Genomic DNA, 26,039 nt, shown 5'->3' with positions numbered 1-26,039 from the left:
ATTTTTATCCGTACTTAAGAAAGAGATCACTCTTTTTCAAGAATTTTTTACACCTTATACATACAATAATGCAGGAAACCAAGATTCTATGGGCCGATGATGAGATTAACTTGTTAAAACCACATATATTACTGTTGAACGAAAAAGGTTATCACGTAACTACATTTACTAATGGGAATGATGCACTGGAGGCTTTTGGAAAAGAGCATTTCGACCTGGTCTTTCTTGACGAAAACATGCCTGGCATGAGCGGGCTCGAGACGCTCTCTGCCATTAAGAATATTAAAAGCGACATCCCTGTTGTGCTGATCACCAAAAGCGAAGAAGAAAACCTGATGGAAGATGCGATCGGCTCAAAAATTGACGATTATCTGATAAAGCCTGTGAATCCAAAGCAGGTACTGCTCACGATTAAGAAAATCATTGACAACAAAAGGCTGATCAGTGCAAAAACATCTATGGCCTATCAACAGGATTTCAGGCGCCTGGGAATGACCCTGAATGATAAACTGAGCTACGAGGAATGGGTTGACGTCTATAAAAAACTGGTATTCTGGGAACTGGAACTGGAAAAACTGGATGACCCGCAGATGCACGAGATCCTAACCATGCAAAAATCTGAAGCCAATACCCAGTTTTCGAGATTTATTGAAGACAACTATTTGGGTTGGGTAAACGGCAAAGAAAAAGCTCCTTTGCTATCCAATGAGCTGCTCAAGAAAAAAGCATTTCCACTGATCAATTCCACTACCCCTGTATTTTTTATCCTGATCGATAATTTAAGATATGACCAGTGGAAGATCATCAATCCGCTGATCACCGAACATTTCAGGCTGGATGATGAAGATATCTATTCAAGCATCCTGCCTACCGCAACACAATACGCAAGGAATTCCATCTTTTCCGGCTTAATGCCGCTGGAGATGGAAAAACGTTTTCCCTCACTCTGGCAGAATGATGATGATGAAGGAGGAAAGAACATGCATGAAGAGGCTTTCCTTGCCGACCAGATCAAACGCAGCGTACGTAAGGACTGCAAGTTCAGTTACCATAAGATCCTTACCTATGATGATGGAAAAGCGCTCACTGAGCAGGTGAATAACCTGATGCAGAACGAATTCAATGCCATTGTATACAATTTCGTGGACATGTTGTCACACGCGCGTACCGATATGGCCATGATCAGGGAACTTGCAAATGACGATGCCGCCTACCGCTCGCTGACGTTATCCTGGTTTGAGCATTCCCCATTACTGGAACTGCTGAAAAAACTTTCCCAGAAACACGTGAAGATCGTGATCACTACAGATCACGGAACGATCCGGGTAAAACACCCGAGCAAGGTAATTGGCGACAGGAATACCAACACCAACCTGCGTTACAAACAAGGCAGGAACCTGAACTATAATGCCAAAGAGGTTTTCCTGATTAAGAACCCCCACGAAGCACAGCTGCCAAAGATCAACATCAGTTCCAATTATATCTTTGCCAAAGAAGACCGTTATTTTGTTTACCAGAACAACTATAACCAGTTTGTAAACTATTATAACGAAACCTTCCAGCACGGGGGAATATCCCTTGAAGAGATGATCATTCCTATTGCCACTTATAGTTCACGTTAATTAAAAGGCAAATGAATCTTGAGGTTAACAGTCTTACAGAATTAAACAGTGCAGCCAAAGCACTGTTTAATTTTTCAGGAGAGGAAAAGGTGTTTATTTTCGAGGGGGAGATGGGGGCAGGAAAAACAACCTTTATTAAAGCCATATGCGAAGAAATGGGCGTAGAAGATGTGGTGAACAGCCCCACGTTCTCCATCGTGAACGAATATGCAGCCGCTGGCTCCACCATCTACCATTTCGATTTTTACAGAATTAAAAACATCCGGGAGGCATACGACATCGGTTACGAGGAATACTTCTATTCGGGCAATATATGCCTGATAGAATGGCCCGAACGTGTGGCAGAAATTTTGCCGGAGCGTTATATTAAAGTGGAAATCAAAGTACTGTCTCCCGAAAAAAGAGCATTCAATTTTAGTAAAAATTACCTTTAGATGCTTGATTTTCATCTTATTTTTATTAATTTCATTCAAATAAACGCTAGATAATGGCTACAGGATTACGGGAAGAAATGGCCTTAATTGCTCAGAAAGGTTTGCAACAGCCTAAAGAGACACTATCAGAACTAAAACAAAAAAGCAACAGTCTTTATATTGGTATCCCCAAAGAGATCTCCTTCCAGGAGACTAGGATCGCCCTTACCCCTTTATCTGTTGCGCTCCTTGTAAATAACGGGCACAAAGTGTTACTGGAAAGCGGAGCGGGAACCGGCGCAAACTTTTCCGACAATGATTACAGTGAGCAGGGTGCCATTATTACCTTTAACAAGAAGGACGTCTTTGATGCTGATATTATTGTTAAGATTGCCCCCCCCACCTGTGAAGAGATAGAAATGATGCACAAAGGGCAAACCCTGATCTCTGCCCTCCAGATGGGAGCGCTCAAGGAAAGTTACCTGAAATCCCTGATGGATAAAAAGATCAATGCACTTTGTTTCGAGAATTTACGAGATGAGGGTAATATCCTAAGCGTTGTGCGTGCCATGAGCGAGATCGTTGGCGCAACCTCCATCTTTATTGCCGCAGAATATTTAAGCAGTGTTACCGGCGGAAAGGGCCTGATGCTGGGCGGTTTTACTGGTGTTCCACCTACTGAGATCGTCATTCTGGGTGCAGGAACCGTAGGTGAATATGCAGCAAGAACAGCACTTTCCCTTGGTGCAGAAGTAAAAGTATTCGACAGTTCCATCTATCGCCTGCGACGTCTGCAAAATAACCTGGGCAGCCGTGTTTTTACCTCCGTCATGCAGCCTATAGTGCTTGGAAAAGCTGTAACCACCTGTGATGTAGTCATTGGCGCGATCAGGGCCACCCACGGCCGCAGCCCCTGTATCATCATGGAAGAAACTGTCGCCAGGATGAAACCAGATTCCGTAGTAATTGATGTGAGTATAGACCAGGGAGGCTGTTTCGAAACCTCTGAAGTCACTAACCATAAAGACCCGGTTTTCAGGAAACACGATGTGATCCATTACTGTGTGCCGAATATCGCTTCAAGGGTTCCCAGAACCGCTTCTTACGCCTTAACCAATATCTTTACCCCCATCCTGGTGGATATAGGTGAAATGGGCGGACTGATGAATGTGGTATGGAACAGGCCGGGTATCAGGGAGGCATTATATATCTACCAGGGGCATCTGACCAGTAAAACCCTTGGCAATATGTTTAACCTTCCTTTTAAAGACATTGAACTCTTAGTGGTTGCCAACCAGTAATTATACGATCTGTTCCTTTGGTTTCCATCCAAACTGGAGGTAAACAAGTGCAATTAAGGTAATTCCGGTACACAAGAAAAAGGTGGTTGGTATGGCTTTAATATCATCAACAAACAGCCAGCCGGCCAATAATGCGCCCATTCCTATCCCGGCTTCAAGGGCTATGTACATCGTTGCCACAGCCTTTCCCCGGTATGCAGGATCACTCAGGTCAATCGTCCAGGCACTGACAGCAGGAGATAGCATGCCTGTAGCTACCCCATATAGCGCTGAGGCGCTCATCAGAGAAAATGAGGAGGTGGACAATCCGATCCATACCAGCGAAACTGCGAGCATGCCGAGAGAGACCTTCAGGATCAAAACCCTGCCGTACTGGTCAGACGCCTTACCGGCTACAAACCTGATCAGCAGGGATGTCAGCGTGAATACCACAAAGAAGAGGCCTTTGTTTGTCGTCCCCAGGTATTTGCTCCAATCCGCTATTACCGTTAAGATGGCCCCGTAACTTACATAACTCAGCAGCGTAATCAGCGCAGCAGGAATTACTCTCCATTCCACAATATCTTTTCTTTTGATCTTTAACAGCGAAAAGCTGAACCGTTGTTTTTCCTTCAGGGATTCTTTCATATTTGCCAGGATCAGGATAGACATCAGGGCAAATACCGAAGAGCAATAAAAAAGTACATCTATTGAAAAATGGTCCGTAATTGTACTTCCAATGGCAGGCCCTATGGCAAGGCCCGTACTGAAACAAATACCGTGTACGCCCATTGCTTCGCCCCATCTGCTTTCCGGCACAAGGTCCGCCACATATGCAGCGGTAGCAGTAGGCTTAAATCCTGTGGAGAATCCGTGGATCAGCCTCAGGAACAGGAAGCCCGCAACAGTAGTGAGCACAGGATACAGCAGTCCGCACACGAAACACACCACAGAGCCTACGGCCATTACCGGCACACGCCCGATGGTATCCGTTAGCTTCCCGCTGAAAGGCCGGGAGAACCCGGCAGTAAGCGTAAATAAAGCAATGATCAGCCCCTTATAGGAGGCACCGCCCATTGCACTAAGATAGGCAGGCAGTTCGGGGATCAGCATATTGAAACTGGAAGAGAACAGAAATGAACTTAAGCAAACCAGGCCAAACTGTAAGGTATAAATCGATTGAACGTCGTCTTTCATATCTGTACAAAAATAGAATTAATACCATTGCCTTTCTATATGCCAGGCAGAAAAACATCTAGAATTTCTCGTGGATATAGGTGATCACTCTGGCCATTTCCTTTTTCAGATCTGCCACGGGGCTGACAAAATTATTGTTCATAAAAGAAAAGCTGAGTGTTCTCCCCTTTTTTGTCAGCAGGTAACCACTCTGGTTATATACATTGGACAGGGACCCGGTTTTACCATAAACAAAGGGCTGGTCTGTTTTCGGATATGCATTTTTAAGGGTGCCTGTTTTTCCTCCGGCGGGGAGCATGCTGAAAAGTTTCTCCCGGTTATTGACCTGCTGGTCGATCATTTTCAGCAGGGCAACGATGTCCCTCGGGGTAAAGAGATCCATCCTGGAAAGGCCTGAACCATCCACCCAACGGGGCTTATCGGGCAGCCCGGCCAGGTATTTCTCCCGGATATACTGAATCGCGTCACTACCGCTTAGCAGGGGCTGAAACTGGTTGGAGTACACTAGCAGCAACTGCTCTGCAATAAAGTTATCACTGGGCAGCATCATTTCTCTCAATACCTGCTCCGAAGGCACGTTATATATCGTTTTTGCGGTCGACGGCATTCCCATCAGCACAAGCCCTACCGGGCGGTGCAGCGTATCGGTAAGCAGACTTAAGGTAAGCTGTGTGCTTGTTTTATAGGGAATTTGCTGCTCATACCCTTTAGGCATAGTCCCTATATCAGGATGTCTTAATCTATTTTCGGTGAAGTCCCTCGTCAGAGAAAAGGTCTTTGCAGTATTCAGGGAATCTTTCATCAGGGAATGCTTAAACTTCGCAGGGCTTACACGCAGTCTGCCATTTTCGCTGGTGACGGCGATCAGGTTATCCATCAGTGGCAGTTCGGTTATCTCAGCCTGGTAATAATCGTTATAGTCGTCCCATGACCAGCCCATTCCGTAAAAATTCCCGCTATACCTGCCGGCAGAGAAGAACAATTGTTTGCCGCTTGTCCGCAGGAAGTTCAGCGCATTCACGCCCTTCAGCCTGCTCTGCAAAAAGGACGGATCTCCGGTTCCCCAAAAGATCAGCGAATCGCCCCTTTCGATATACCTCAATGAAGGAATGGAATCAGGAAGCATCTTCAATCCGCCGTAAAATGTAAACAATTTAGTGTTCGATGCCGGAATAAAGTATTTATCGGCGTCCTTTTCATAAATAACCTTACCATTTTCAAGATCCGAGAGAGCAAATCCTACGGGATGGTTATTCAGTATTGAAGATCCTTTGATTAACCGGCTCACCTTTCTTTCTATTTTACGGTCAGCAGCACAGCCCGCCCAGAACAGCGCCAAAAGTAAAGCGAACACGTGTATGCTATAGGGCTTATAGGATTTAATTATTTTCATTATAGTCCTGCTGTTATCGAAATCACCCTAAAGTATTATTTATTTAATTAAAGCCACCCCATTTTTAAAAAAACACCTGCCAGTTAGCGTTTTGTAACTTTATAATTACACATATTTGATGCTTTACTCAATGAATATCTTTGATCTTCAAATACTAACCTAAAAAACTGTTATACCCAATGAACAAAAGGTCAAACTTACTGGCAATCGCCGGTATGTGTTTTATATGTGCATTCAACAGTGATGCGCTATATGCACAAAAGAAATCTAAAAAAAACCTCCCCCCGGCGGGAACCACTGCAACGCCGCCTCCTGCAGTGAAAAAAGAAGGCATTAAGCCCTTCGCCGAAATCATCACGGCAAAAGCAAGAAAAAAGGATGGTTTATTTAAAACCTACAAAGTAGATGATAAGTGGTTCTTCGAAATTCCTGATACCCTGTTAAACCGTGAAATGCTGATCGTTTCCCGTTTAAACAAAGTGCCTTCCGGTATATCTGTGGGCAACCAGCAATATGGCGGTGAAGAATTGAATGAACAGGTTTGGCAGTGGGAACGCCGCGGCAAACAGGTTTTTGTTCGCGTGCCCAGCTATTCTGTACGGGCAGACAGCACATCAGACATGTACCAGTCGGTAAAAAACTCTAACCTCTCCACGATCATTGCCGGTTTTGATATCAAAGCGTACAACAAAGATACCAGTGGTGTGGTCATTGATGTCACCGATTTTTACAATGGTGATGTAATGGCTATCGGCGCCACAGATGAGCTGAGAAAAGCCTATAAAACTACTGCGCTCGACCCTCCCCGCTCTTACATTGATACCATAAAAACCTTCCCCCTGAACATAGAGGTAGTCACAAGTAAAACCTACAAGACAGCGGAATCGCCTATCGATAACAGTATCGGAGCAGTGACTTATGAATTCAATACGTCCATGTTACTTTTACCAAAGAGCCCCGTTAAAGCACGCCTAACGGATGTGAGGGTCGGTTATTTCGGACAAACGCAGACCGATTATGGTACTGACGCACAAAAAGCGGAAAAAACAGCCTACATCCATCGCTGGAACCTGGTTCCGAAAGATACAGCGGCCTATATAAGAGGTGAACTCGTAGAGCCCCTAAAGCCCATTGTCATTTACATTGACCCTGCAACACCAAAAAAATGGGTGCCTTATCTGATTGCCGGAATCAACGACTGGCAAGTTGCCTTCCAGGAAGCAGGTTTCAAAAATGCCATCATCGGTAAAGAAGCCCCAACCGCAAAAGAAGATCCGGAATTCAGTGTTGACGATTCCCGCTATTCTGTAGTCCGCTATTTTGCATCGAACATCTCCAATCCTTATGGACCCCATATCTCCGATCCGCGTACGGGACAGATCCTGGAGACCCACATCGGTTGGTACCATAACGTGATGAACCTGCTCAGAAACTGGGTATTTGTACAAACCGCCGCGGTAGACCCTGCAGTAAGAAAAGCTAAGTTCAGTGATGCACAAATGGGAAACCTGATCCGTTTTGTTTCTTCACATGAGATCGGCCACACACTGGGGCTGCCACACAACTTCGGCTCAAGTTATGCGTATCCGGTTGACTCTCTGCGCTCCAGGACTTTCACCAATACGCACGGAACAGCACCATCTATCATGGACTATGCACGTTTCAACTATATCGCACAGCCGGGTGACGGGGTAACCCAACTGCACCCTACCATTGGTGAATATGACAAATGGGCCATCAAATGGGGATATACCTGGTTCCCTGGTAATTTAACCGCACAGCAGGAACGCGAGAAACTGGATGCCTGGACCGTCGCCAAAGCAGGCAACCCATTGTATTATTACGGAAGGCAAGGCACATCCCTGGATCCCCGTCTGCAAAATGAAGACCTGGGAGACAATGCGATGAAAGCTGGCGGATATGGTATAGCAAACCTAAAACGCATTCTGCCCAACGTTGAAAAATGGACCTACGAAAAAGGAAAAGATTACAGCGATCTGAAAGAGATCTATGGTGAGGTGATCATACAATTTAACCGTTATATGGGTCATGTGACCACCAACATCGGCGGGATGAGCGAAAACTTTAAAACTTATGACCAAAAAGGTGCTGTTTATACCTACCTGCCCAGGACCAAACAGAAAGAAGCCGTTGCATTCCTGAATGCCCAGTTGTTCAATACCCCGTTATGGCTCATCAATAACGCTGAACTCAACAAATTTGATAACGGCGTATTGCTGAATAATATCAAAGCCGTACAGACTGGAACGCTCGGAGTTATCTTATCTCCTTCACGCATTGCAAGGATGCTGGACAATGAAACCAAGAACGGCGCTAAAGTTGCATATACGCTTCCTGAGCTCTTCAAAGACCTTCACACGAGTATTATCCCGGCTACACGCCCGGATGCTTTTAAACGCAACCTGCAGCGTGCGTTTGTGGATCGTTTAACTTCGCTGATGACCCAGGAAATGCAGGCGCCTCCGGGTGTAACTCCGGACCGCATCGCCAATTTCGGATTAACGCCTGTCAATGTATCACTTTCTGATATCAGGCCACTGGTCAGAGCAGAATTAAAATCACTGTTAACGATCGCAAAAGCGCGGGCTGTTGCAGGTGACACGATGACAAAGGCACATTATGACGACCTGGCGGTCAGGATCAACGACATCCTGTACCCCAAAAAATAGCTAAAGAACACCATAATCTAGCCTCCTTTAGCTCAACGGGTTTATTGCTCGTTGCCCTGAAGGAGGCTTTTTTGTTTGTTCAAAGACAGTTGTCTTACAACTGTCTTTGAACCTGGCTAAAATTCATAATAAACCTGTATAGAACTCGCATCTGAGCTGGGGTTGATCTGGGGTTGTGCTGGGGTTCTGCTGGGTTAAACATAAATAACCCAGCGCGACCCCTGATCAACCCCAGACCAACCCTACAGAAAATACGGGTTCTGTACGGCTTCAATGGCTGTTCAATATGAATTTATATACCTTTGTCCTATACTGTCCTAAAGAATTCAAATCTCTTAGGTTAAGAAAAGAAAGGCTGATATATTTGCCGGTAAAAGCGTTATGTTGATATGAAAGTACTCAAGCCCCTGTTAATCATTGTCAGTTCCGGGTTATTACTGATCGCCTGTAATGGAAAGCCCGGTAAAAAAAAACCGGAACCAAAAACGAGATTGGACCTGAGCCCTATTACAGGCATCAGGTATACTGAAGTAAAACGCCGCTTTAGCAATGGCCTTTCTTTTGACAGCATGGGCTTTGAACAGGAACCCAGCTGGATCATCCAGCTGAAAAAGCCCGATACCATGGCGGCATATGATCCCGGAAAGAAGATCATGCAGGGTTTTTACCTGCAGTATGACCACGGAGATGTATATAATTTCGCCAAGGAATGGTTCCGCTTTAAGCTGATCAGCAAAGACAGCCTGGTTTTCCAGCGCCTGCAGGTGAGCAGAAAAGTAATTGCAGACGATATCCGGTCAGATGTGAACATGACATTTTATTCCGATAACTACATCAAAAACGTTTTACATACCACGGCAGAAAAATTACAGCGCCCAACCCGGGCAGATACGATCTTTATCGCTAAACTGGTGGAACGGGCAAACCGCTACCCGGATCAGACCGACAGTGTTTTTGCCGCCAGGCAGGTGGCCCTCCTCAGTGCGCGAGACAACAGGATCTCTGTAGAGCGCCTGAGCAATGTAGACCGCCTTAACGGTAAAACGGAGGCCTATGATTATCTCTATCCGAGGTACCGCCTGGTGATTCCTGATGCCTATAAGGATTTCGCCTATGAATTCAATATCCTGATTGATGAAAAGGGCAAACTCCGGCTTGGAAATTTCTTCACGAACCTGCCTGAATTCCGCGAAGTCCGCAAAAAAGTTTTAGCAGGAATCACGAGCGTTTATTTAGAAAATTTATTAAAAATTAAACCCGGGAGTACTTTGGGAATGCCGCATACGAGTGAAGTTACCGTAACTGTAACAGGCAGAAAAGGAACGAAATAGCTTTCCAAAAATTATATTTATCAAAAAATGAAGCATTTGCAGATTATAAAAAAATAATCACTACATTGCAGACTTAATTATTAATACTTAATACAATGCAAGAAGGAACAGTAAAATTTTTTAATGTAACTAAAGGTTTCGGATTTATCGTACCAGCTAATGGCGATAGCGAAATTTTTGTACATTCAACAGGCCTTATCGATGAAATCCGTGAAAACGACAAAGTAGAATACGATGTTGAAAGCGGTAAAAAAGGTTTGAATGCGATCAATGTTAAAGTAATCTAGATTATTATAACCATAATTCGTACAAGCTTCCTGATGAGATATCAGGAAGCTTTTTTTATGCGCTTTTTTTTGATCCCGTGTAAAAAAAACACCGTTGTATTCGCGCTGTCGCCCCAGTTCTTTATCTTTAGATTTATTCGCAGCTAAATGGACGGCAATTACGAAATCTTAATTTCCAGGATCAACGAATTCAGAAAGAAGTTTTATCTGAATAAGCTGCTGCGCGGTATGATCTATACACTGGCTATACTGCTGAGCCTGTATCTCCTGCTGTTTGTACTGGTTTATTATATCCGCCCCATCCCTGTAATCAAAACCATTCTCTTCTTCAGCTATCTGCTGCTCCTGTCCCTTTCCACGGTAATTGGCATTATTAAACCTCTCCTGTCCTACCTGAGCCTCAGTAAAACACTCAGCCTGGAAGAAGCTGCCGCACTGATAGGTGCCCATTTTGAGCCTATCCGCGACAAATTACTGAATACCCTGCAGCTAAAGGCGCTGGCAGACCTCTCTCCCTCGCAAAATCAACTGATCCTGGCAGGAATAGACCAGAAGATCAATGAATTGAAACCCATTCCCTTCAGCAATGCCGTCAGCCTGAACGAGAATAAAAAATATATAAAATATTTTCTGATCCCGCTTGCACTGATCCTCCTGGTAGCGGTCATTGCACCTGTAGTATTCAGGGAAGGAACACGCAGTTTCATCCAATACAATAAAGAAATTTTACCTGCCGCTCCCTTTAATTTTGTGCTCCGTAACCGCGCAATGACAGTAACGCAGGGCGAAGACCTGATGATAGATCTGGAGCTCAACGGCGACCAGCTGCCACAGGAAGTATACCTGATGGAAGGCCTCAATACCTTTAAGCTGGAAAGAAAAGGAAACAACAGGTTCTATTACGCCTTAAAAAACCTGCAAAAAACACAGCTCTTCCATTTCAGTGCAGGAGGTTTTGATTCAAAATCCTACCTGCTGACAGTCAAACCCCGCCCATCTGTACTGAATATCAGGGCAAGCCTGGTCTACCCCCTTTACCTGAAAAAAAAGAACGAGCTGATTTCAAATGCAGGAGACCTGCTCCTGCCCGAAGGAACACGGGTGACTTGGAACATCTATACGGAAAATACAGGAATACTCCGGTTTACACTGGATAAAATGGTGAAAGAATTAGCCATGAATGGTAACGAAACAAGCTTTAGTGCCTTACTAAGGAAAAGCCAGAGCTATCAGATCGTACCAAAGAATACTTTTTCTGTCCACCCGGATTCTATCAATCACAAGATTGAAGTCATACCCGATCTGGCACCACAGATCAGCGTAACTGAAACTACCGACTCCATCAATGGCAAAGTGCATTATTTTAAAGGAAACATCTCTGATGACCATGGCTTTACCTCGCTAAAGTTTGTGTATACCGTCAAGGAGAATGGTACAGGAAAAAAGACGGTGTCCACTGCTATCCCTATCGCTGCTGCTCAGCAGGAAAACCCATTTCTCTATTACCGGAACCTTAAAGACCTTGCCCTTAAACCCGGCCAGATAGTAGAATATTACCTGGAAGTAGCAGATAATGACGCAGTAAACGGACCAAAGAAAGCACGGTCCGCCATAAAAACTTTCAGCCCCCCTTCAGGCCAGGCACTGGCAAAACAGCTGAATACTGAAAGCAGCACCCTGAAGCAGCAGATGAACTCGGCCATTAAAATGGCTTCCGAAGTAGAAAGGTACAGCAAAAAACTGGGCGAAAACCTGCTGGATAAAAAAGAATTGTCCTTTGAAAATAAAAAAGAGATCGGCCAGCTGCTCGATAAACAGAAAAAACTGGAAGAGGCGGTAAAAGATATACAGCAGGCCAAACAGAAAAACAGCAGTGAACAGGCTGAAAATGAGTCGGTCAAAACAGAGCTTGCCGAAAAACAAAAACAGATTGATGACCTCTTTAACCACATCCTTGATCCAAAAACAAAGGCCCTGCTGGAGAAACTGCAGAGCCTGATGGACCAGAACAATAAGGACCAGGTGCAGAATGAGCTATCCAAAATGACTATGGACAATAAGTCCCTTAAAAAGGAGCTCGACAGGGTTCTGGAACTGTATAAACAGCTGGAATTTGAACAGAGCTTACAGGAAAAGATAGACCGGCTGAAGAATCTGTCTGACGCCCAGAAGGGCCTCGCAAAAAAAACGCAGGAAAAAAATGCCGCTACTGAAGACCTCAAAAAACAGCAGCAGAAAAATACGGAGGAGTTTAATGAGCTGAAAAAAGAAATGCAGCAGCTCGACCAGAAAAACCAGACGCTGGAACATCCCAATGACTTCCGGCCCATGGAGAAAGAAACAAAGTCAGTACAGGAACAACAGCACAAAAGCATGGAGAACCTGGAGAAAAAGCAGTCTCAGCAGGCAGCAGCAAACCAGCAGAAAGCCGCTGAGGAAATGCGAAAAATGGCCAAACAATTAGAGGAAGCAAACCAGCAGTCCGCAGAAATGGAAAACAACCTGCAGACGGAAGAACTGCGCCGTTTGCTGCAGAACCTGCTGCAGACTTCATTTGATCAGGAAAAAGTGATGGTCAACCTGAAGAAAATGGTTTCCGGTGATCCATCATACCTCAAAAATGTACAGCAGCAGCGCGAAATCAAAGACAACATGAAAACGATTTCCGATAGTCTTTCCTCCCTCAGCAGGCGGGTACCCCAAATAGAAAGCACCGTAAATGAAGAAATGCAGAAGATCAATTTCAACATTGACAAAAGCCTTGAAAGCCTGGGAGAAAGAAGAACCGCCGAAGCCGGCAGAAATCAGCAGTACACCATGTCATCTGTCAACAACCTCGCCTTGATGCTGAATGAAGCGCTGGATCAGCTGGAGAAAAACAAAAAAAATTCAAAATCAGGCGGCAAAGGAAAGGGCAAACAATCCATGCAGCAACTACAGCAGATGCAGCAGCAACTGAACAAAAATATGCAGCAGGCCAGACAACAGCTGGAAAAGGACGGAAATAAGGGCAGCGTCCCAAAAGGAAAAATGAGCGAAAGCTTCGCTAAAATGGCGCAGCAGCAGCAAATGATCAGGGAAGCCCTCCAGAAATTAAATGCCGAAGAAAATAAAGATGGAAAAAATGGTTCAGGAAACCTGAACCAGATGGTAAAAGACATGAAACTGACGGAGTCTGACCTGATCAATAAACGCCTGGAAGAAGAAACGATCAAACGCCAGCAGGGGCTGATGACAAAATTGCTGGATGCAGAAAAGGCAAGCCGTGACCAGGATGAAGAGGGTAAAAGAGAAAGCAGGGCCGGCAAGGAGTTCCCTCCTTCCTACCCTAAAATGCTGGAGCAGTTTAAAAAGGACAACCTGGGTGAAAAGGAATTCCTTCAGAAATTACCACCAACGCTGAATTACTATTACAAAAATAAAATATCAACCTATTTTAAATCACTAAATTCGCCGCATTAAATCCATAGCTATGCGTAAGGCCCCAATCTATTTTTTCTCTGAAGAGGTAAAGTATACACTCAAAAATAAGACACAGATAAGAAACTGGATCCATGACACCATCATTGCCGAAGGATACCAGCTTGAAGAGCTGAATTTCATTCTTTGCTCTGACGAATATTTACTCGCTATGAACCAACAATACCTGAAACATGACACGTATACCGACGTGATCACTTTTGACAACTCAGAGGAGCTTAAAACGATCGTAGGAGATATATTTATCAGCATTGAACGTATACAGGAAAACGCAAGGCAGTTTAAGAGCACTACGCAGCAGGAGTTAAACCGAGTCATGATCCACGGAACTTTACATCTGCTGGGCTATAAAGACAAAGGAAAAGAAGCAAAAGCTTTAATGACACAAAAAGAAGACCAATATCTGGCCCTGTTAAACACTGAACCAGCAGTGTAATAAAAATATATTATTCTTATCATCCTGTATATCAAATAATTAATTTTATAAGGGGTGAATAAATGCAGCGGTTTTAACTAATCTCCCGGCGCTTTCTGGTCAGTAACAAGTAATTTATCAATAATATTCTGCCTCCCCCGGCTGATGAATATTTTACCCGCAAATTATGTTTACTTTTGCAGGTAATTTCTTATCCTATAATTCGTTAAAAAAATACTTTGAGCACATTAATTGCAGCAGAAAACTTAGGCCATGCCTACCATGATGAATGGTTATTCAAGAATTTAACTTTAGGCATCCAGACCGGACAGCGCGTAGCACTTGTTGGGATCAATGGGGCCGGTAAAAGTACTTTATTAAAATTATTGGCCGAGCGGTTCAATCCCCTGGAAGGAAAAATTGTAAAAAATAAATTCGTTAAGATCGGATTCCTGGATCAGGAACCTTCCTTCCCGGATGGATATTCAATCAGTGATTTTATTTTTTCCCAGGAGAATAAACAGCAGCAACTGATCAAGGAATATGAAGAACTGATTGAAGACCCCAACCCTGATGAGAATACACTCAACCGTTTATACGAAGAGTTAAGCGAGCACAATGCCTGGGAATACGAGCACGAGATTAAAACGATCCTGAGCCGGATGGGCATCAATCATTTGCAGCAAAAAATAGCCACACTTTCCGGCGGACAGAAAAAACGTCTGGCACTGGCAAAATTACTGATTGAAGATCCTGAGATCTATGTACTGGATGAGCCTACCAACCACCTGGATATTGACACTATTGAATGGCTGGAAAAATTACTGACCACCGGCAACAAAACAATTTTGCTGGTTACACATGACAGGTACTTCCTGGATAATGTATGTAATACCATTGTGGAACTGGACAGGGGTAAGATCTATAACTACAATGGGAACTATGCCTATTTCCTGGAGAAAAAATCTGAACGCGAAGCTTCTGACGAAAGCACTTTCCATAAAAATAAGAACCTCCTGAAAAAGGAACTGGAATGGATGCGAAGGATGCCGCAGGCAAGGGGAACAAAATCCCAGGCCAGAATTGATGCCTTTTACGATCTTGACAGTAAAACTAAACAGCGAACCGATAATAAAAACGTGACGCTGAATGTAAAAATGTCCCGTCAGGGAAACAAAATACTTGAGCTGGACCACATCGGGCAGTCATTTGAAGAAAAGAAAATCATCAATGATTTTACTTATGTATTTAAACGCTCCGACCGTATTGGATTAGCAGGGAAAAATGGTACAGGAAAATCTACCCTGCTCAATATTATTACCGGATTTCTTACACCTGAAAAAGGTGTGGTAAGTACTGGTGAAACGACAGTTTATGGTTACTATAAACAAGGTGGTTTAGCCTTTAATGATAAACAGCGCGTAATTGATATCGTTACTGAAGATGCTGAATATATTAAAATGGCAGACGGACAGACGATCTCTGCATCTCAACTGCTGACTTTGTTCTTGTTTCCAATAAAAAAACAGCATGGTATGGTAGAGAAATTAAGCGGGGGCGAGAAAAAACGCCTGCACTTAATGAAAGTCCTGATGCAAAATCCAAACTTCCTTATTCTCGATGAACCTACCAATGATCTGGATATCGATACGCTGAATGTATTGGAAGAGTTCCTTGAAAATTTCCCCGGAGTACTGATCCTGGTATCCCACGACAGGTACCTGCTGGATAAAATGAGCGAGCAGTTATTCATTATGGAAGGTGATGGAGTGGTGAATATTTATAATGGAAACTACTCTGAATATAGATTGAGCCTGGATGCCCCGAAAGAGAAAGTGCAGCCGGTAGCTACAAAAACACAGGAAAAGACCCCGGCGACAAATAAATTAAGTTATAAAGAACAAAAGGAACTGGATGATGCTGAGGCCACCATTGCAGAAACAGAGGCAGAAATTGAAAAAATGACCACTTCCCTCCTGTCTATAGACAGTGCCAATTATCAGGAGATCCAAACTGTGACGAAGTCCATTGAAAATTTGAATACCCTTATGGATCAGACAATGGAACGTTGGTTGGATCTCTCAGAAAGGAAGAATCAAACGAACTAATTTAAGGCTTTTTAAGCGCGTCTGGCCTTCGAACAAGACCGCTGAACAACAATAAAAATAAACGTTCCACGTGAAACACTGGTGCTTCAAACGAAGAATTACAGGCCTTGTTCCACGTGGAACATAACATAAAAACAAGATGTTTAAAGAATATGATGTGATAGTTGTAGGTGCCGGACACGCAGGATGCGAGGCAGCCGCAGCAGCAGCAAACTTAGGATCTTCGGTGTTATTGGTCACCATGAATATGGAAACTATAGCACAAATGAGTTGCAATCCGGCCATGGGCGGAGTAGCAAAAGGACAGATCGTAAGGGAAATCGATGCTATGGGAGGATACTCCGGAATCGTTAGCGATAAGACAACTTTGCAATTCCGAATGCTGAATTTATCAAAAGGTCCGGCGATGTGGAGCCCACGCGCACAGATCGACAGAAAACGTTTTGCCGAGGAATGGAGGCTTGCTTTAGAGCGTACCCCAAACGTAGATTTCTGGCAGGATATGGTAAGCGGACTGATCATAAAAGACAATAAAGTAATAGGTGTTAAAACCTCTATTGGTGCAGAGATCCGCGCAAAAAGTGTAGTGCTTACCAATGGAACTTTCCTTAATGGCATCATCCATATCGGCGAGAAAAAATTTGGCGGAGGCCGCACAGGGGAAAAAGCAGCCACCGGAATTACAGAACAACTGACATCTATTGGTTTCGAATCAGGAAGAATGAAAACAGGTACTCCCCCACGCGTGGATGGAAGGTCGCTGAATTATTCCCTGATGGAAGAACAATGGGGAGACGAAAATCCGGGAAGATTCTCCTATACAGATGTCGAAAGACCAACCGATAAAAGATGCTGCTGGATTACCTACACCAACAGTAATGTCCACGAAACACTCAAAGAAGGATTCGAAAAATCTCCAATGTTTACGGGCAGAATTAAAGGTCTCGGCCCAAGGTACTGTCCTTCTATTGAAGACAAAATAAACCGCTTTGCTGAAAGGGACAGACATCAGATTTTCGTTGAACCTGAAGGATGGAATACTGTAGAGATCTATGTAAACGGATTTTCTACCTCCCTGCCGGAAGATGTTCAGTACAGGGCACTGATCCAGATACCAGGATTTGAAAATGCCAAGATGTTCAGGCCGGGATATGCAATCGAATATGATTATTTTCCACCTACACAGCTGTCTCTGACCTTAGAAACCAAACTGATACAAAATCTGTTTTTTGCAGGCCAGATTAATGGAACTACAGGCTATGAAGAAGCTGCCAGCCAGGGGTTTATAGCAGGAATCAATGCCCACCAAAAGGTTACAGACCAGCATGAACTGATCATGAAGCGTTCTGAGTCATATATAGGGGTACTAATAGATGACCTTGTCACAAAAGGAACGGAAGAGCCATACAGGATGTTTACTTCAAGAGCAGAACACAGGTTATTGCTGCGTCAGGACAATGCCGACATCAGGCTCTCCCCTATTGGCCATGCCTTAGGTTTGATCAGTGATGAACGCCTGGAAAAAGTAAATAAAAAAATTGCCAACTCTGACGAGATCGTTGCCTTTACCCGTAAGCAGGGAATTGAAATGACCGAAGCAAATGATATGCTTGAAAGTTTAAACTCAAGTGTACTTACACAAAACGTTAAATTATTCAGCGTACTCAGCAGGCCGCAGGTAGGTATAGATGACCTCAGAAAAGTAAGTAAAACCTTTGATGAACACCTCAGCGCTTTCAGCCAGGAAACAATTGAACAGGCGGAAATCAAAATAAAATACGAAAGTTACTTTATGAAGGAACAGGACATTGTGAACAAAATGCAGAAGATGGAAGACAAAGATATTAATCCTGATTTTGATTATTCGCAGCTGGGTTCCCTGTCAAAAGAGGCCCGGGAAAAATTATTGAAGATCAAACCAAGAACTTTAGGTCAGGCTTCAAGAATTTCAGGGGTTTCGCCCTCAGATATTTCGGTTTTGATGGTACATATCAGTAAATAAATTATAATTACTTGAATATCAATAATTTAATCAATAAAAATATACATTTAAAATTGACTTTATTTTAATCGATATAAGCCACTTTTAAATTATTTTAATATAATGAGTTCGAAATATAGATAAGTTTATTATATCGCATATAAATGACCAAAAACAACATACTACGGATAACAGGAAAATTGTTGCTGCTATTTATTACTTTATTGCTATTTGGGCGGTGTGCAAGTATTGGCGCAGGTCCGCAGGGCGGGCCAAAGGATACCATTCCACCAAAAATACTTTCTCTGAACCCAAAAAACCTGACCAGGAATTTTGCGGCAAAAAAAATCGTCATCCAGTTTGACGAATATTTTAAACTTGCAGATCAGCAAAAACAATTTTCCATCTCCCCCGACGTAGATGTATTACCGGTTTTAAAAGTAAAGAACAAATCACTGGAGATCACCCTGCCGGACACACTTGAAAAAAATACCACCTATACCCTAAATTTTGGAAAAGCAATTGTAGATGTAAATGAAGCTAACGCCCTTAAAAATTTCAGCTATGTTTTTGCCACCGGACCGGAACTTGATTCGCTGAGTATATCAGGTAACATCAAAGATGCCCAGACCGGAAAGCCGGTGTTCGAAGCCGTAGCTTTTGTCTTTCCATTGGCCAGGGATACCCTTTTTGGAAAAAAGAAAGCTTCTGTTTATGCGCTTACAGACAGCAGTGGAAACTACAAAATCAATAACCTCAGGGCAGATACCTACAAAATTTATGTACTGAAAGAACAGGGAAGTGATAAAATCTATCAGCAAAGTTCTGACGAGGTCGGTTTTGTTAAAGATCCGATAACCCTGAAAAGGGATACCCAAAATGTAAATATGATCCTCTTTAAGGAGGAAGCCAAAGTATTCCGGATCAATGACAGGAGGATCAATGCTGATGGAAGTATCATGCTGAGTTTCAATCAGCACCTTAAAAATCCCGGGATAACGATCATGGAACCAAAAAATATCGATGCCGGAAAAATCGTGAAATTTAATAAAACGACGGATTCTGTAAAGATATGGCTGACCGACATGAGCTTCGATTCAACAAAATTAAGTATTACAGAAGACGGTAAACTACTCCAGACTGTGAAGTTAAACCGGGGAAAAAAAGATACGTATAACAGGCCGGTATTACCTACAGATAACATAGAAGCAAATCTATTGAATCCGAATAAGCCCCTGCAGCTCAGCTTTGGTATTCCGGTAACGGGCGTTGACCCATCTAAAATCACACTGATGGAAGATTCAGTAGTAATGAAAGATTTCACGGTAACAAAGGATAGCCTGGAGCTACTTTCCTACAACTTCAACTATCCCTGGAGGGCAGACAGCCAATACGATATTAAATTTGCACCAGGTGCTTTTACAGCTATTTTCGATGCAAAAAATAAAGAATTCATCAAAAAATTCCAGCTGGCAAAAAGAGACGATTATGGTACTTTAGGCGTTAAAATAGAGGTCCCTGAGCCCAACAAACAATACCTGCTGGAAATCACGAACGAGGCCAAAGCTATCGTAAATACGCTTGTAGTTGCCCGGGATACCACCGTAAAGTTTGCCAACTACAGAGCGGGCAAATACTTCATCAGGATTATCTACGATACCAACAAAAATGGAAAATGGGATACCGGGGATGTTAAAGCAGGTATACAGCCGGAAAAAATCTGGAATGAAACCAAAGAGCTTTCCATCCGTGCAAACTGGGATAGAAATGAAACAATCACACTTCCAAAGGAACAATAACTACCTGAACCAGTCAGCGTACATGATATAATTATCCGGTAATTTATTTAATAAAGCCCGTTGCTCCTCAGTAACGGGCTTTATTTTTTTAGCGGGAATTCCTGCATACAGGTAACCGCTTTCACAGATTGTCCTTTCCAGGATTACTGATCCGGCAGCAATGATACAGTACTCCTCTACCACCGCATCGTCCATTACAATGGCTCCCATACCCACCAGAACATGATCTTTAAGGGTGCAGCCATGCACAATTGCATTGTGGCCAACAGAAACCCTGTTGCCAATAAACGTCTTTGCTTTCTGATACGTAGCATGGATCACAGCACCATCCTGAATATTGGAGTCGTTACCAATGGTTATCGTATTCACATCTCCCCTGATCACGGCATTGAACCAGACAGAGCAGTTGTTACCTATACTTACATCGCCCACAATAGTTGCATTTGGAGCAATAAAGCAATTTTCTCCCCATACGGGGCTTTTATCTAAAACAGGAAGGATAACAGCCATAATCAGTAAATTAAAAAATAGTGTCGGTCAGTTCTTTTGCATGACCTGGATAATCAGTAGTATAATGCAGGCCACGGCTTTCTTTCCTTGACATTGCAGATTTAATGATCACAAAAGCTACCTGTATGACATTACGCAGTTCACATAATTTAACAGAAACCTGGTTAGCCTTATAAAAAGCTTCAGTTTCTTCATGTAACAGGAACAGCCGGCGCATGGCACGGTCCAGCCTGAAATCAGACCGTACAATCCCTACATAATCACTCATTAGTTTTTGTGTTTCCCGCAGGTTATGGGTAACAAGAATATCTTCGTCAGACTGTACCACGCCATGATCATTCCAGTCCGGAATATTCTCCGGTATGACGTTCTCTTTAAACCGCTCCACAGCATCCAGATAGATCCTGTGCGCAAATACAGGGGCTTCCAGCAGGGAATTCGATGCCAAACGGTTAGCACCGTGCAAACCTGTTGATGAGCACTCACCACAGGCATATAAATGATTGATCGTAGATCTGCCGTAGTCGTCCACTAAAATTCCGCCGCACATATAATGCGCTGCAGGAGTAACGGGAATCAGGTCGTTGGTCATGTCTATCCCGATGGATAAACACTTCGCATAAATATTTGGAAAATGCGCCAATATGTCAGCTTTTTTCTGGTGACGAATGTCCAGATAAACGAAATCCTCCCCTGATTTTTTCATTTCGGAATCTATCGCACGGGCTACAATATCACGTGGCGCAAGAGATCCGCGTTCATCATATTCATACATAAATTCGTCCCCATTCTTCCTTCTCAATACGCCTCCAAAGCCCCTTACAGCTTCCGAGATCAGGAAGGAAGGATACTCTCCGGGGTTATATAAAGCAGTAGGATGGAACTGAATGAATTCCATATTGCGTAATTTCCCTTTCGCACGGTACACCATTGCCATACCATCACCAGTAGCAATGACCGGATTTGTGGTGCTGGAATAGACGTGGCCTGCACCGCCTGAAGCGAGGATAGTCACCTTTGCCAAGATCTTTTCAACATCGTTAAGTTCTGTGTTAAAGGCATATACGCCAAAACAGTTAATATCTTTTGATGTCTTGTCAACAAACTCACCGAGGTGATGCTGGGTAATTAACTCCAGGCAGAAGTAATGTGTTAATATCTCTATATTGTCATTTTCATGAATTTGCCTGAGCAGAACGCTCTCAATTTCATATCCGGTGACGTCCTTATAGTGTAAAATCCGGTGGTCTGAATGCCCTCCTTCTTTCGCCAGATCGTACACGCCGGCGGTGTCCTTATCGAAATTAATTCCGTAATCGATGATTTCCTGTATGCGCTGAGGACCCTCCTTGACCACAATTTCAACGATTTCAGGGTCGCACAGACCATCACCCGCAATTAAAGTATCATGAATATGTTTCTCAAAAGAATCATCTTTATTTACCACTACTGCTACCCCACCCTGGGCATATTTTGTGTTTGATTCGTCTTCATTTGATTTGGTAATGATAATTACCTTTCCGTGCCTGGCCGCCTTTAAAGCGAAGCTTAAACCGGCAATACCTGACCCTATTACTAAAAAATCTGCCTTTCTCATTGATTATTGGTAATTCTGCCGTCTTGTTAACAACGTTAGAAAAATGTTAATTACATGTCTAAATAAATAGAGTAACTATTTAAGAATGTTTAAAGCTAAGGTAAAATGAGAATTACACACAATATTTTAAGTTATTTTTAAGCAACTTTGCATGAGTTATTAACTTTTTACCCCGGTACTAACAATAAACATATTTCTATTGATAAGTTTTTCGTCCTAAAAATATCTGATTGTAAATCAGCAGATAGTTATAAATAAAATCGCATTTATTTGTTAGTAACTATAGAACAAATCATATTAACGAATAAAAAGCCCGGAGTTACAAACATTACTAACACACTAATAAACAATAGAAGTCTATTTATATTAAATAATTATTAATTATTGAAACGTTGAAAATGGATACCTTAGAAGAACTAAACAGAAGAGGATTTGTAGAAGAAAGTATCGACCCAACACTTGATCTTTTTGATGAAATTGAAAAGCTAAAAAAGGAGAAAAATGCAATAGTGCTGGCGCACTACTATCAAGAGCCTGATATTCAGGATATAGCGGACTATATTGGGGACAGTTTAGGCCTTTCCCAGGAGGCTGCAAAAACGGAAGCTGACGTGATTGTGTTTGCAGGAGTGCATTTCATGGCTGAAACCGCTAAAATACTTTCTCCGGAAAAAACGGTACTGCTGCCGGATGTAAAGGCAGGTTGCTCATTGGCAGACAGTTGTCCGCCACATTTGTTTAAGAAATTTAAAGAAAAATACCCGGATCACCTGGTGATTACCTATGTGAACTGCACAGCTGAACTGAAAGCGATGAGTGACATCGTTTGTACTTCTACCAATGCGGTTCAGATTGTAGAAAGCCTGCCAAAAGAGCAGAAGATTATCTTCGGCCCTGATAAGAACCTGGGTGCCTGGGTGGCCAAAAAAACCGGCAGGGACCTGGTACTCTGGAATGGAGCCTGTATGGTTCATGAGATCTTTTCGAGAGAAAAAATTACAAAACTGAAGGAGCGCCATCCCAATGCAAAATTTATTGCCCATCCTGAATGTGAAGAAGCGGTATTACAAATGGCAGATTATATAGGTTCTACAACGGGACTGCTGAATTATTCTGTAAAAAGTGATGCAATGGAATTCATTGTGGCTACAGAAAGCGGTATTATCCACCAGATGGAAAAGGCAAACCCCGGTAAAACATTTATTCCGGCGCCGCCAAATAACAATTGTGCCTGTAATGATTGTCCGTACATGAAAAGAAATACACTGGAAAAACTATATTTATGTTTAAAAAACGGAACGCCTGAGGTAACAGTGCCTGCAGATATCATTGCCGCAGCAAGAAAACCCATCGAAAGGATGCTGGAAATATCAGCAAGTTTTGGTTTATAAGTGAAATTGATTACAGCAGAACAGCTGATAAAAAATAATTATGTTTGAAAATAAAGAACGTACAGATCTTTCAGAATTGGGTGAATTTGGCCTGATTAAACACCTGACTGATAATTTTAAAATTAAACACGAGAGCAGTATCAAAGGTATCGGAGATGATGCTGCTGTACTGCATGCTGGAGATAAGGAGATATTGATCTCTACTGATCTGCTGCTTGAAGGAATTCATTTCGACCTGGCTTATGTACCGCTGATGCATTTGGGTTATAAGGCCGTTCAGGTTAATCTGAGTGATATTTACGCCATGAATGGGGTAGCAACACAGATCACGGTTTCACTGGGCCTGTCAAGCAAATTTCCGCTTGAAGCCGTTGAAGAAATCTACAAGGGGATAGAGCTGGCCTGCAACAAATTCAATATAGACCTGATCGGTGGTGATACGTCATCCAGTAAACAGGGGCTTGTGATCAGCGTGACCAGTATAGGTTTTGCGGATAAAGCAGATATTGTGTACAGGAACGGTGCAAATGAAGGTGATCTTCTGTGTGTATCCGGTGATCTGGGCGGTGCTTATGTGGGCCTGCAGATACTGGAACGCGAAAAGCAGATCTTCCTGGAAAACCCAAATATTCAGCCAGACCTGGAAGGAAAAGATTATATTATCGAAAGGCAGTTAAAACCGGAGGGCCGCAGGGATATTGTGGACCTGCTGGCACAAATGAAGATTCTCCCTACATCAATGATCGATGTTTCTGATGGACTGGCTTCTGAGATTATGCATATCTGTAAACAGTCTGACAAAGGCTGCACCATTTATGAAGATAAGCTGCCTATAGATCCTATGACTTATGAAACCGCAAGGGAGTTAGGAATAGACCCTACTGTTTGTGCGCTGAACGGAGGTGAGGATTATGAATTGCTTTTTACCATCAAACAGAATGATTACGCTAAGTTAAAACATGATGTGGATATCACTGTGATTGGCCATATTACCGATAAACCTTCTGGATGTAAAATGATTTCGAAATCCAATGTGGTCCATGAACTGAAAGCTCAGGGCTGGAACGCATTTAAATTATAGGCTATCGTCTTCAGTTAATGCTGGGTCCAGAAATTTATGATCAAGTTGTTTCGTAGTTTTTGCACCCAGCTTTTTTATTTTATCAGCTGTACCTGCCAGGTTTCCGGCACCTGAAGACAATTTATTAAAGGCCTTTTCATAGGCATCCTGGCTTTGCCTGATATTCCTTCCGATACTCTCCATATCCGCCAGGAAACCGACAAATTTATCATACATGGTACCGCTCAAACGGGCTATTTCAAGTACGTTGCGGTTTTGTCTTTCCTGTTTCCAGATGCTTGAAATGGTACGTAATGTAGCAAGTAGCGTAGAAGGGCTTACAATGACCACTTTCCTGTCCCATGCATAATTGAAGAGCTCCGCATCCTTTTGTACTGCAATGCCGAATGATGATTCTATTGGGACAAAAAGTAACACAAAATCAGGAGAGTTGATCTGGTAGAGGGCATGGTAATTTTTGCCTGAAAGGTCCTGAATATGGTTTTTTATTGAAAGAAGATGCTGTTTGACATAGGTATCCCGCTCTTCATCTGTCTCTGCTGAAACATATTTTTCGTAGGCGATAAGAGAAACTTTTGAATCCACCACGATATGTTTATCCTCAGGAAGGTCTATGATCACATCTGGCTGAACCCTGTTTCCATGAGCGGTACTAAAGCTGGACTGTATACGGTATTCCTGATCTTTAACCAATCCGGAGCGTTCCAGTACCCTTTCCAGTATGATCTCCCCCCAGTTGCCCTGTTTCTTATTATCGCCCTTTAGCGCTTTGGTCAGGTTATTGGCATCTTCCTGGATCTGCCTGCTCTGATCCATCAGCTGTGAGATCACTCCCTTAAGTATATTGCGCTCGTCTGATTCAGCTTTGTACACACGGTCGACCTTTTCCTCAAAAGCCTTTATATTTTCCTTCAGCGGGCTTAAAATGAGTTCCATGCTGGCTTTGTTCTGCAGCGTAAATTTTGAAGTTTTTTCTTCAAGTATCCGGTTGGCAATCTGTTCAAACTGTAATTTAAACTGCTGCTGAAGTTCCGCGATATATTTTTCCTGCTGGATCTGTTTTGCCAGTTGTGCGTTTAGTATTTCTTCTGCTTTGACTGCCCTGCTCCTTTCATCCATAAAACCTTTACGGAGATCGGCGAGTTCATCTTCCAGCCTTTGTTTTTCTTCCCTGTAATAGGAAAGGGTACGCTGGTGCTCTGTTTCTTTTAAACCGAGCATTTCCAGCTGAGTTGTACCGGCTGCAGGTTTTTTGAAAAGGAGGAAAAATAGAGCGGCCATTACAATAACCAGCAACACAATGATTATACTATTCATTTACTAATATTTTTATCAAAAATCATTATTATATATCATTTTAACAAATATATTAGTATTTATATGCAAATACGCATGCCCGTTTGATGCAGTTTTTAATGGACATGGATTATTGGCAAATCATTTCAATTTTTACCCATAAGGCAC

The 26,039-nt window shown here is 42.9% G+C and carries 18 protein-coding genes; 13 read left to right on the top strand and 5 right to left on the bottom strand.

The window, feature by feature from the left end; translation table 11 throughout:
* Nucleotides 1-68 precede the first annotated feature (68 nt).
* From porX to BLW16_RS13640, 3 genes are read left to right on the top strand one after another with little or no spacing between them, the layout of a single operon-like run.
* Nucleotides 69-1,622, top strand: a complete 1,554-nt coding sequence (gene porX / locus BLW16_RS13650) for a T9SS response regulator signal transducer PorX (RefSeq protein WP_090557501.1) — start codon at nt 69-71, stop codon at nt 1,620-1,622.
* An 11-nt stretch (nt 1,623-1,633) separates the two neighbouring features.
* Nucleotides 1,634-2,056 (top strand): tRNA (adenosine(37)-N6)-threonylcarbamoyltransferase complex ATPase subunit type 1 TsaE, encoded by a 423-nt coding sequence (gene tsaE / locus BLW16_RS13645; protein WP_090557498.1) that lies wholly within the window; start codon nt 1,634-1,636, stop codon nt 2,054-2,056.
* Nucleotides 2,057-2,109: 53 nt separating this feature from the next.
* Nucleotides 2,110-3,336 carry an alanine dehydrogenase gene (locus BLW16_RS13640; RefSeq protein ID WP_090557496.1) on the top strand — a complete coding sequence of 409 codons (1,227 nt, stop codon included), beginning with the start codon at nt 2,110-2,112 and terminating at the stop codon, nt 3,334-3,336.
* On the opposite strand, the gene BLW16_RS13635 is transcribed toward BLW16_RS13640, so the two are convergent.
* Nucleotides 3,337-4,512 carry an MFS transporter gene (locus BLW16_RS13635; protein WP_090557494.1) on the bottom strand — a complete coding sequence of 392 codons (1,176 nt, stop codon included), beginning with the start codon at nt 4,510-4,512 and terminating at the stop codon, nt 3,337-3,339.
* A gap of 58 nt (nt 4,513-4,570) precedes the next feature.
* Complete coding sequence (locus BLW16_RS13630; protein WP_090557492.1) at nt 4,571-5,905, bottom strand: D-alanyl-D-alanine carboxypeptidase/D-alanyl-D-alanine-endopeptidase; 1,335 nt, start codon at nt 5,903-5,905, stop codon at nt 4,571-4,573.
* A gap of 179 nt (nt 5,906-6,084) precedes the next feature.
* Between BLW16_RS13630 and BLW16_RS13625 the strand changes: the two genes are divergently transcribed.
* From BLW16_RS13625 to BLW16_RS13590, 8 genes are all read left to right on the top strand, one after another.
* Complete coding sequence (locus BLW16_RS13625) at nt 6,085-8,595, top strand: zinc-dependent metalloprotease (RefSeq protein ID WP_090557491.1); 2,511 nt, start codon at nt 6,085-6,087, stop codon at nt 8,593-8,595.
* Nucleotides 8,596-8,984: 389 nt separating this feature from the next.
* Entirely contained in the window at nt 8,985-9,926 is a 942-nt protein-coding gene (locus BLW16_RS13620; protein ID WP_090557488.1) for a hypothetical protein, read from the top strand.
* A 95-nt stretch (nt 9,927-10,021) separates the two neighbouring features.
* Complete coding sequence (locus BLW16_RS13615) at nt 10,022-10,213, top strand: cold-shock protein (RefSeq protein WP_037441187.1); 192 nt, start codon at nt 10,022-10,024, stop codon at nt 10,211-10,213.
* 147 nt (nt 10,214-10,360) lie between these two features.
* A complete protein-coding gene (locus BLW16_RS13610; protein WP_090557486.1) occupies nt 10,361-13,675 on the top strand; it encodes a DUF4175 family protein in 3,315 nt (1,104 codons plus the stop codon).
* A 10-nt stretch (nt 13,676-13,685) separates the two neighbouring features.
* Nucleotides 13,686-14,129 carry an rRNA maturation RNase YbeY gene (gene ybeY, locus BLW16_RS13605; protein WP_090557484.1) on the top strand — a complete coding sequence of 148 codons (444 nt, stop codon included), beginning with the start codon at nt 13,686-13,688 and terminating at the stop codon, nt 14,127-14,129.
* 218 nt (nt 14,130-14,347) lie between these two features.
* Entirely contained in the window at nt 14,348-16,216 is a 1,869-nt protein-coding gene (locus BLW16_RS13600; RefSeq protein WP_090557482.1) for an ABC-F family ATP-binding cassette domain-containing protein, read from the top strand.
* A gap of 139 nt (nt 16,217-16,355) precedes the next feature.
* On the top strand, nt 16,356-18,218 hold the full coding sequence (mnmG, locus tag BLW16_RS13595) for a tRNA uridine-5-carboxymethylaminomethyl(34) synthesis enzyme MnmG (protein WP_090557480.1): 1,863 nt from the start codon (nt 16,356-16,358) through the stop codon (nt 18,216-18,218).
* A gap of 143 nt (nt 18,219-18,361) precedes the next feature.
* The gene (locus BLW16_RS13590) at nt 18,362-19,996 is read left to right on the top strand and encodes an Ig-like domain-containing protein (RefSeq protein WP_090557478.1); all 1,635 of its coding nucleotides are present in this window, start codon (nt 18,362-18,364) and stop codon (nt 19,994-19,996) included.
* Here BLW16_RS13590 and BLW16_RS13585 read toward each other — a convergent pair whose 3' ends face one another.
* Both BLW16_RS13585 and nadB read right to left on the bottom strand, forming a co-directional pair.
* The gene (locus BLW16_RS13585) at nt 19,997-20,506 is read right to left on the bottom strand and encodes a gamma carbonic anhydrase family protein (RefSeq protein WP_090557474.1); all 510 of its coding nucleotides are present in this window, start codon (nt 20,504-20,506) and stop codon (nt 19,997-19,999) included.
* Nucleotides 20,507-20,516: 10 nt separating this feature from the next.
* Nucleotides 20,517-22,103, bottom strand: coding sequence for an L-aspartate oxidase (gene nadB, locus BLW16_RS13580; protein WP_090557472.1), 1,587 nt, complete (start codon nt 22,101-22,103; stop codon nt 20,517-20,519).
* 398 nt (nt 22,104-22,501) lie between these two features.
* Here nadB and nadA point away from each other — a divergent pair, with 398 nt between their 5' ends.
* Complete coding sequence (nadA, locus tag BLW16_RS13575) at nt 22,502-23,494, top strand: quinolinate synthase NadA (RefSeq protein ID WP_090557470.1); 993 nt, start codon at nt 22,502-22,504, stop codon at nt 23,492-23,494.
* Nucleotides 23,495-23,534: 40 nt separating this feature from the next.
* The gene (gene thiL, locus BLW16_RS13570; RefSeq protein ID WP_090557468.1) at nt 23,535-24,575 is read left to right on the top strand and encodes a thiamine-phosphate kinase; all 1,041 of its coding nucleotides are present in this window, start codon (nt 23,535-23,537) and stop codon (nt 24,573-24,575) included.
* Here the strand turns inward: thiL and rmuC are convergent.
* Nucleotides 24,570-25,892, bottom strand: a complete 1,323-nt coding sequence (gene rmuC / locus BLW16_RS13565) for a DNA recombination protein RmuC (RefSeq protein WP_090557466.1) — start codon at nt 25,890-25,892, stop codon at nt 24,570-24,572. The genes thiL and rmuC overlap by 6 nt on opposite strands.
* Between the last annotated feature and the right edge of the window lie 147 nt (nt 25,893-26,039).

Origin of the sequence: Pedobacter hartonius (genome assembly GCF_900107535.1) — a bacterium.
Lineage (GTDB): Bacteria > Bacteroidota > Bacteroidia > Sphingobacteriales > Sphingobacteriaceae > Pedobacter > Pedobacter hartonius.
Note: the sequence above shows the minus strand (reverse complement) of the source record. Positions and strands in the feature narration are given on the sequence as shown.

Coding starts and splice junctions, on each gene's coding strand:
- BLW16_RS13630 (WP_090557492.1), bottom strand. CDS start 5,905: ATGAAAATAATTAAATCCTATAAGCCCTATAGCATACACGTGTTCGCT.
- BLW16_RS13615 (WP_037441187.1), top strand. CDS start 10,022: ATGCAAGAAGGAACAGTAAAATTTTTTAATGTAACTAAAGGTTTCGGA.
- rmuC (WP_090557466.1), bottom strand. CDS start 25,892: ATGAATAGTATAATCATTGTGTTGCTGGTTATTGTAATGGCCGCTCTA.
- BLW16_RS13625 (WP_090557491.1), top strand. CDS start 6,085: ATGAACAAAAGGTCAAACTTACTGGCAATCGCCGGTATGTGTTTTATA.
- nadB (WP_090557472.1), bottom strand. CDS start 22,103: ATGAGAAAGGCAGATTTTTTAGTAATAGGGTCAGGTATTGCCGGTTTA.
- ybeY (WP_090557484.1), top strand. CDS start 13,686: ATGCGTAAGGCCCCAATCTATTTTTTCTCTGAAGAGGTAAAGTATACA.
- BLW16_RS13590 (WP_090557478.1), top strand. CDS start 18,362: ATGACCAAAAACAACATACTACGGATAACAGGAAAATTGTTGCTGCTA.
- BLW16_RS13620 (WP_090557488.1), top strand. CDS start 8,985: ATGAAAGTACTCAAGCCCCTGTTAATCATTGTCAGTTCCGGGTTATTA.
- tsaE (WP_090557498.1), top strand. CDS start 1,634: ATGAATCTTGAGGTTAACAGTCTTACAGAATTAAACAGTGCAGCCAAA.
- BLW16_RS13610 (WP_090557486.1), top strand. CDS start 10,361: ATGGACGGCAATTACGAAATCTTAATTTCCAGGATCAACGAATTCAGA.
- BLW16_RS13585 (WP_090557474.1), bottom strand. CDS start 20,506: ATGGCTGTTATCCTTCCTGTTTTAGATAAAAGCCCCGTATGGGGAGAA.
- nadA (WP_090557470.1), top strand. CDS start 22,502: ATGGATACCTTAGAAGAACTAAACAGAAGAGGATTTGTAGAAGAAAGT.
- porX (WP_090557501.1), top strand. CDS start 69: ATGCAGGAAACCAAGATTCTATGGGCCGATGATGAGATTAACTTGTTA.
- thiL (WP_090557468.1), top strand. CDS start 23,535: ATGTTTGAAAATAAAGAACGTACAGATCTTTCAGAATTGGGTGAATTT.
- BLW16_RS13640 (WP_090557496.1), top strand. CDS start 2,110: ATGGCTACAGGATTACGGGAAGAAATGGCCTTAATTGCTCAGAAAGGT.
- mnmG (WP_090557480.1), top strand. CDS start 16,356: ATGTTTAAAGAATATGATGTGATAGTTGTAGGTGCCGGACACGCAGGA.
- BLW16_RS13635 (WP_090557494.1), bottom strand. CDS start 4,512: ATGAAAGACGACGTTCAATCGATTTATACCTTACAGTTTGGCCTGGTT.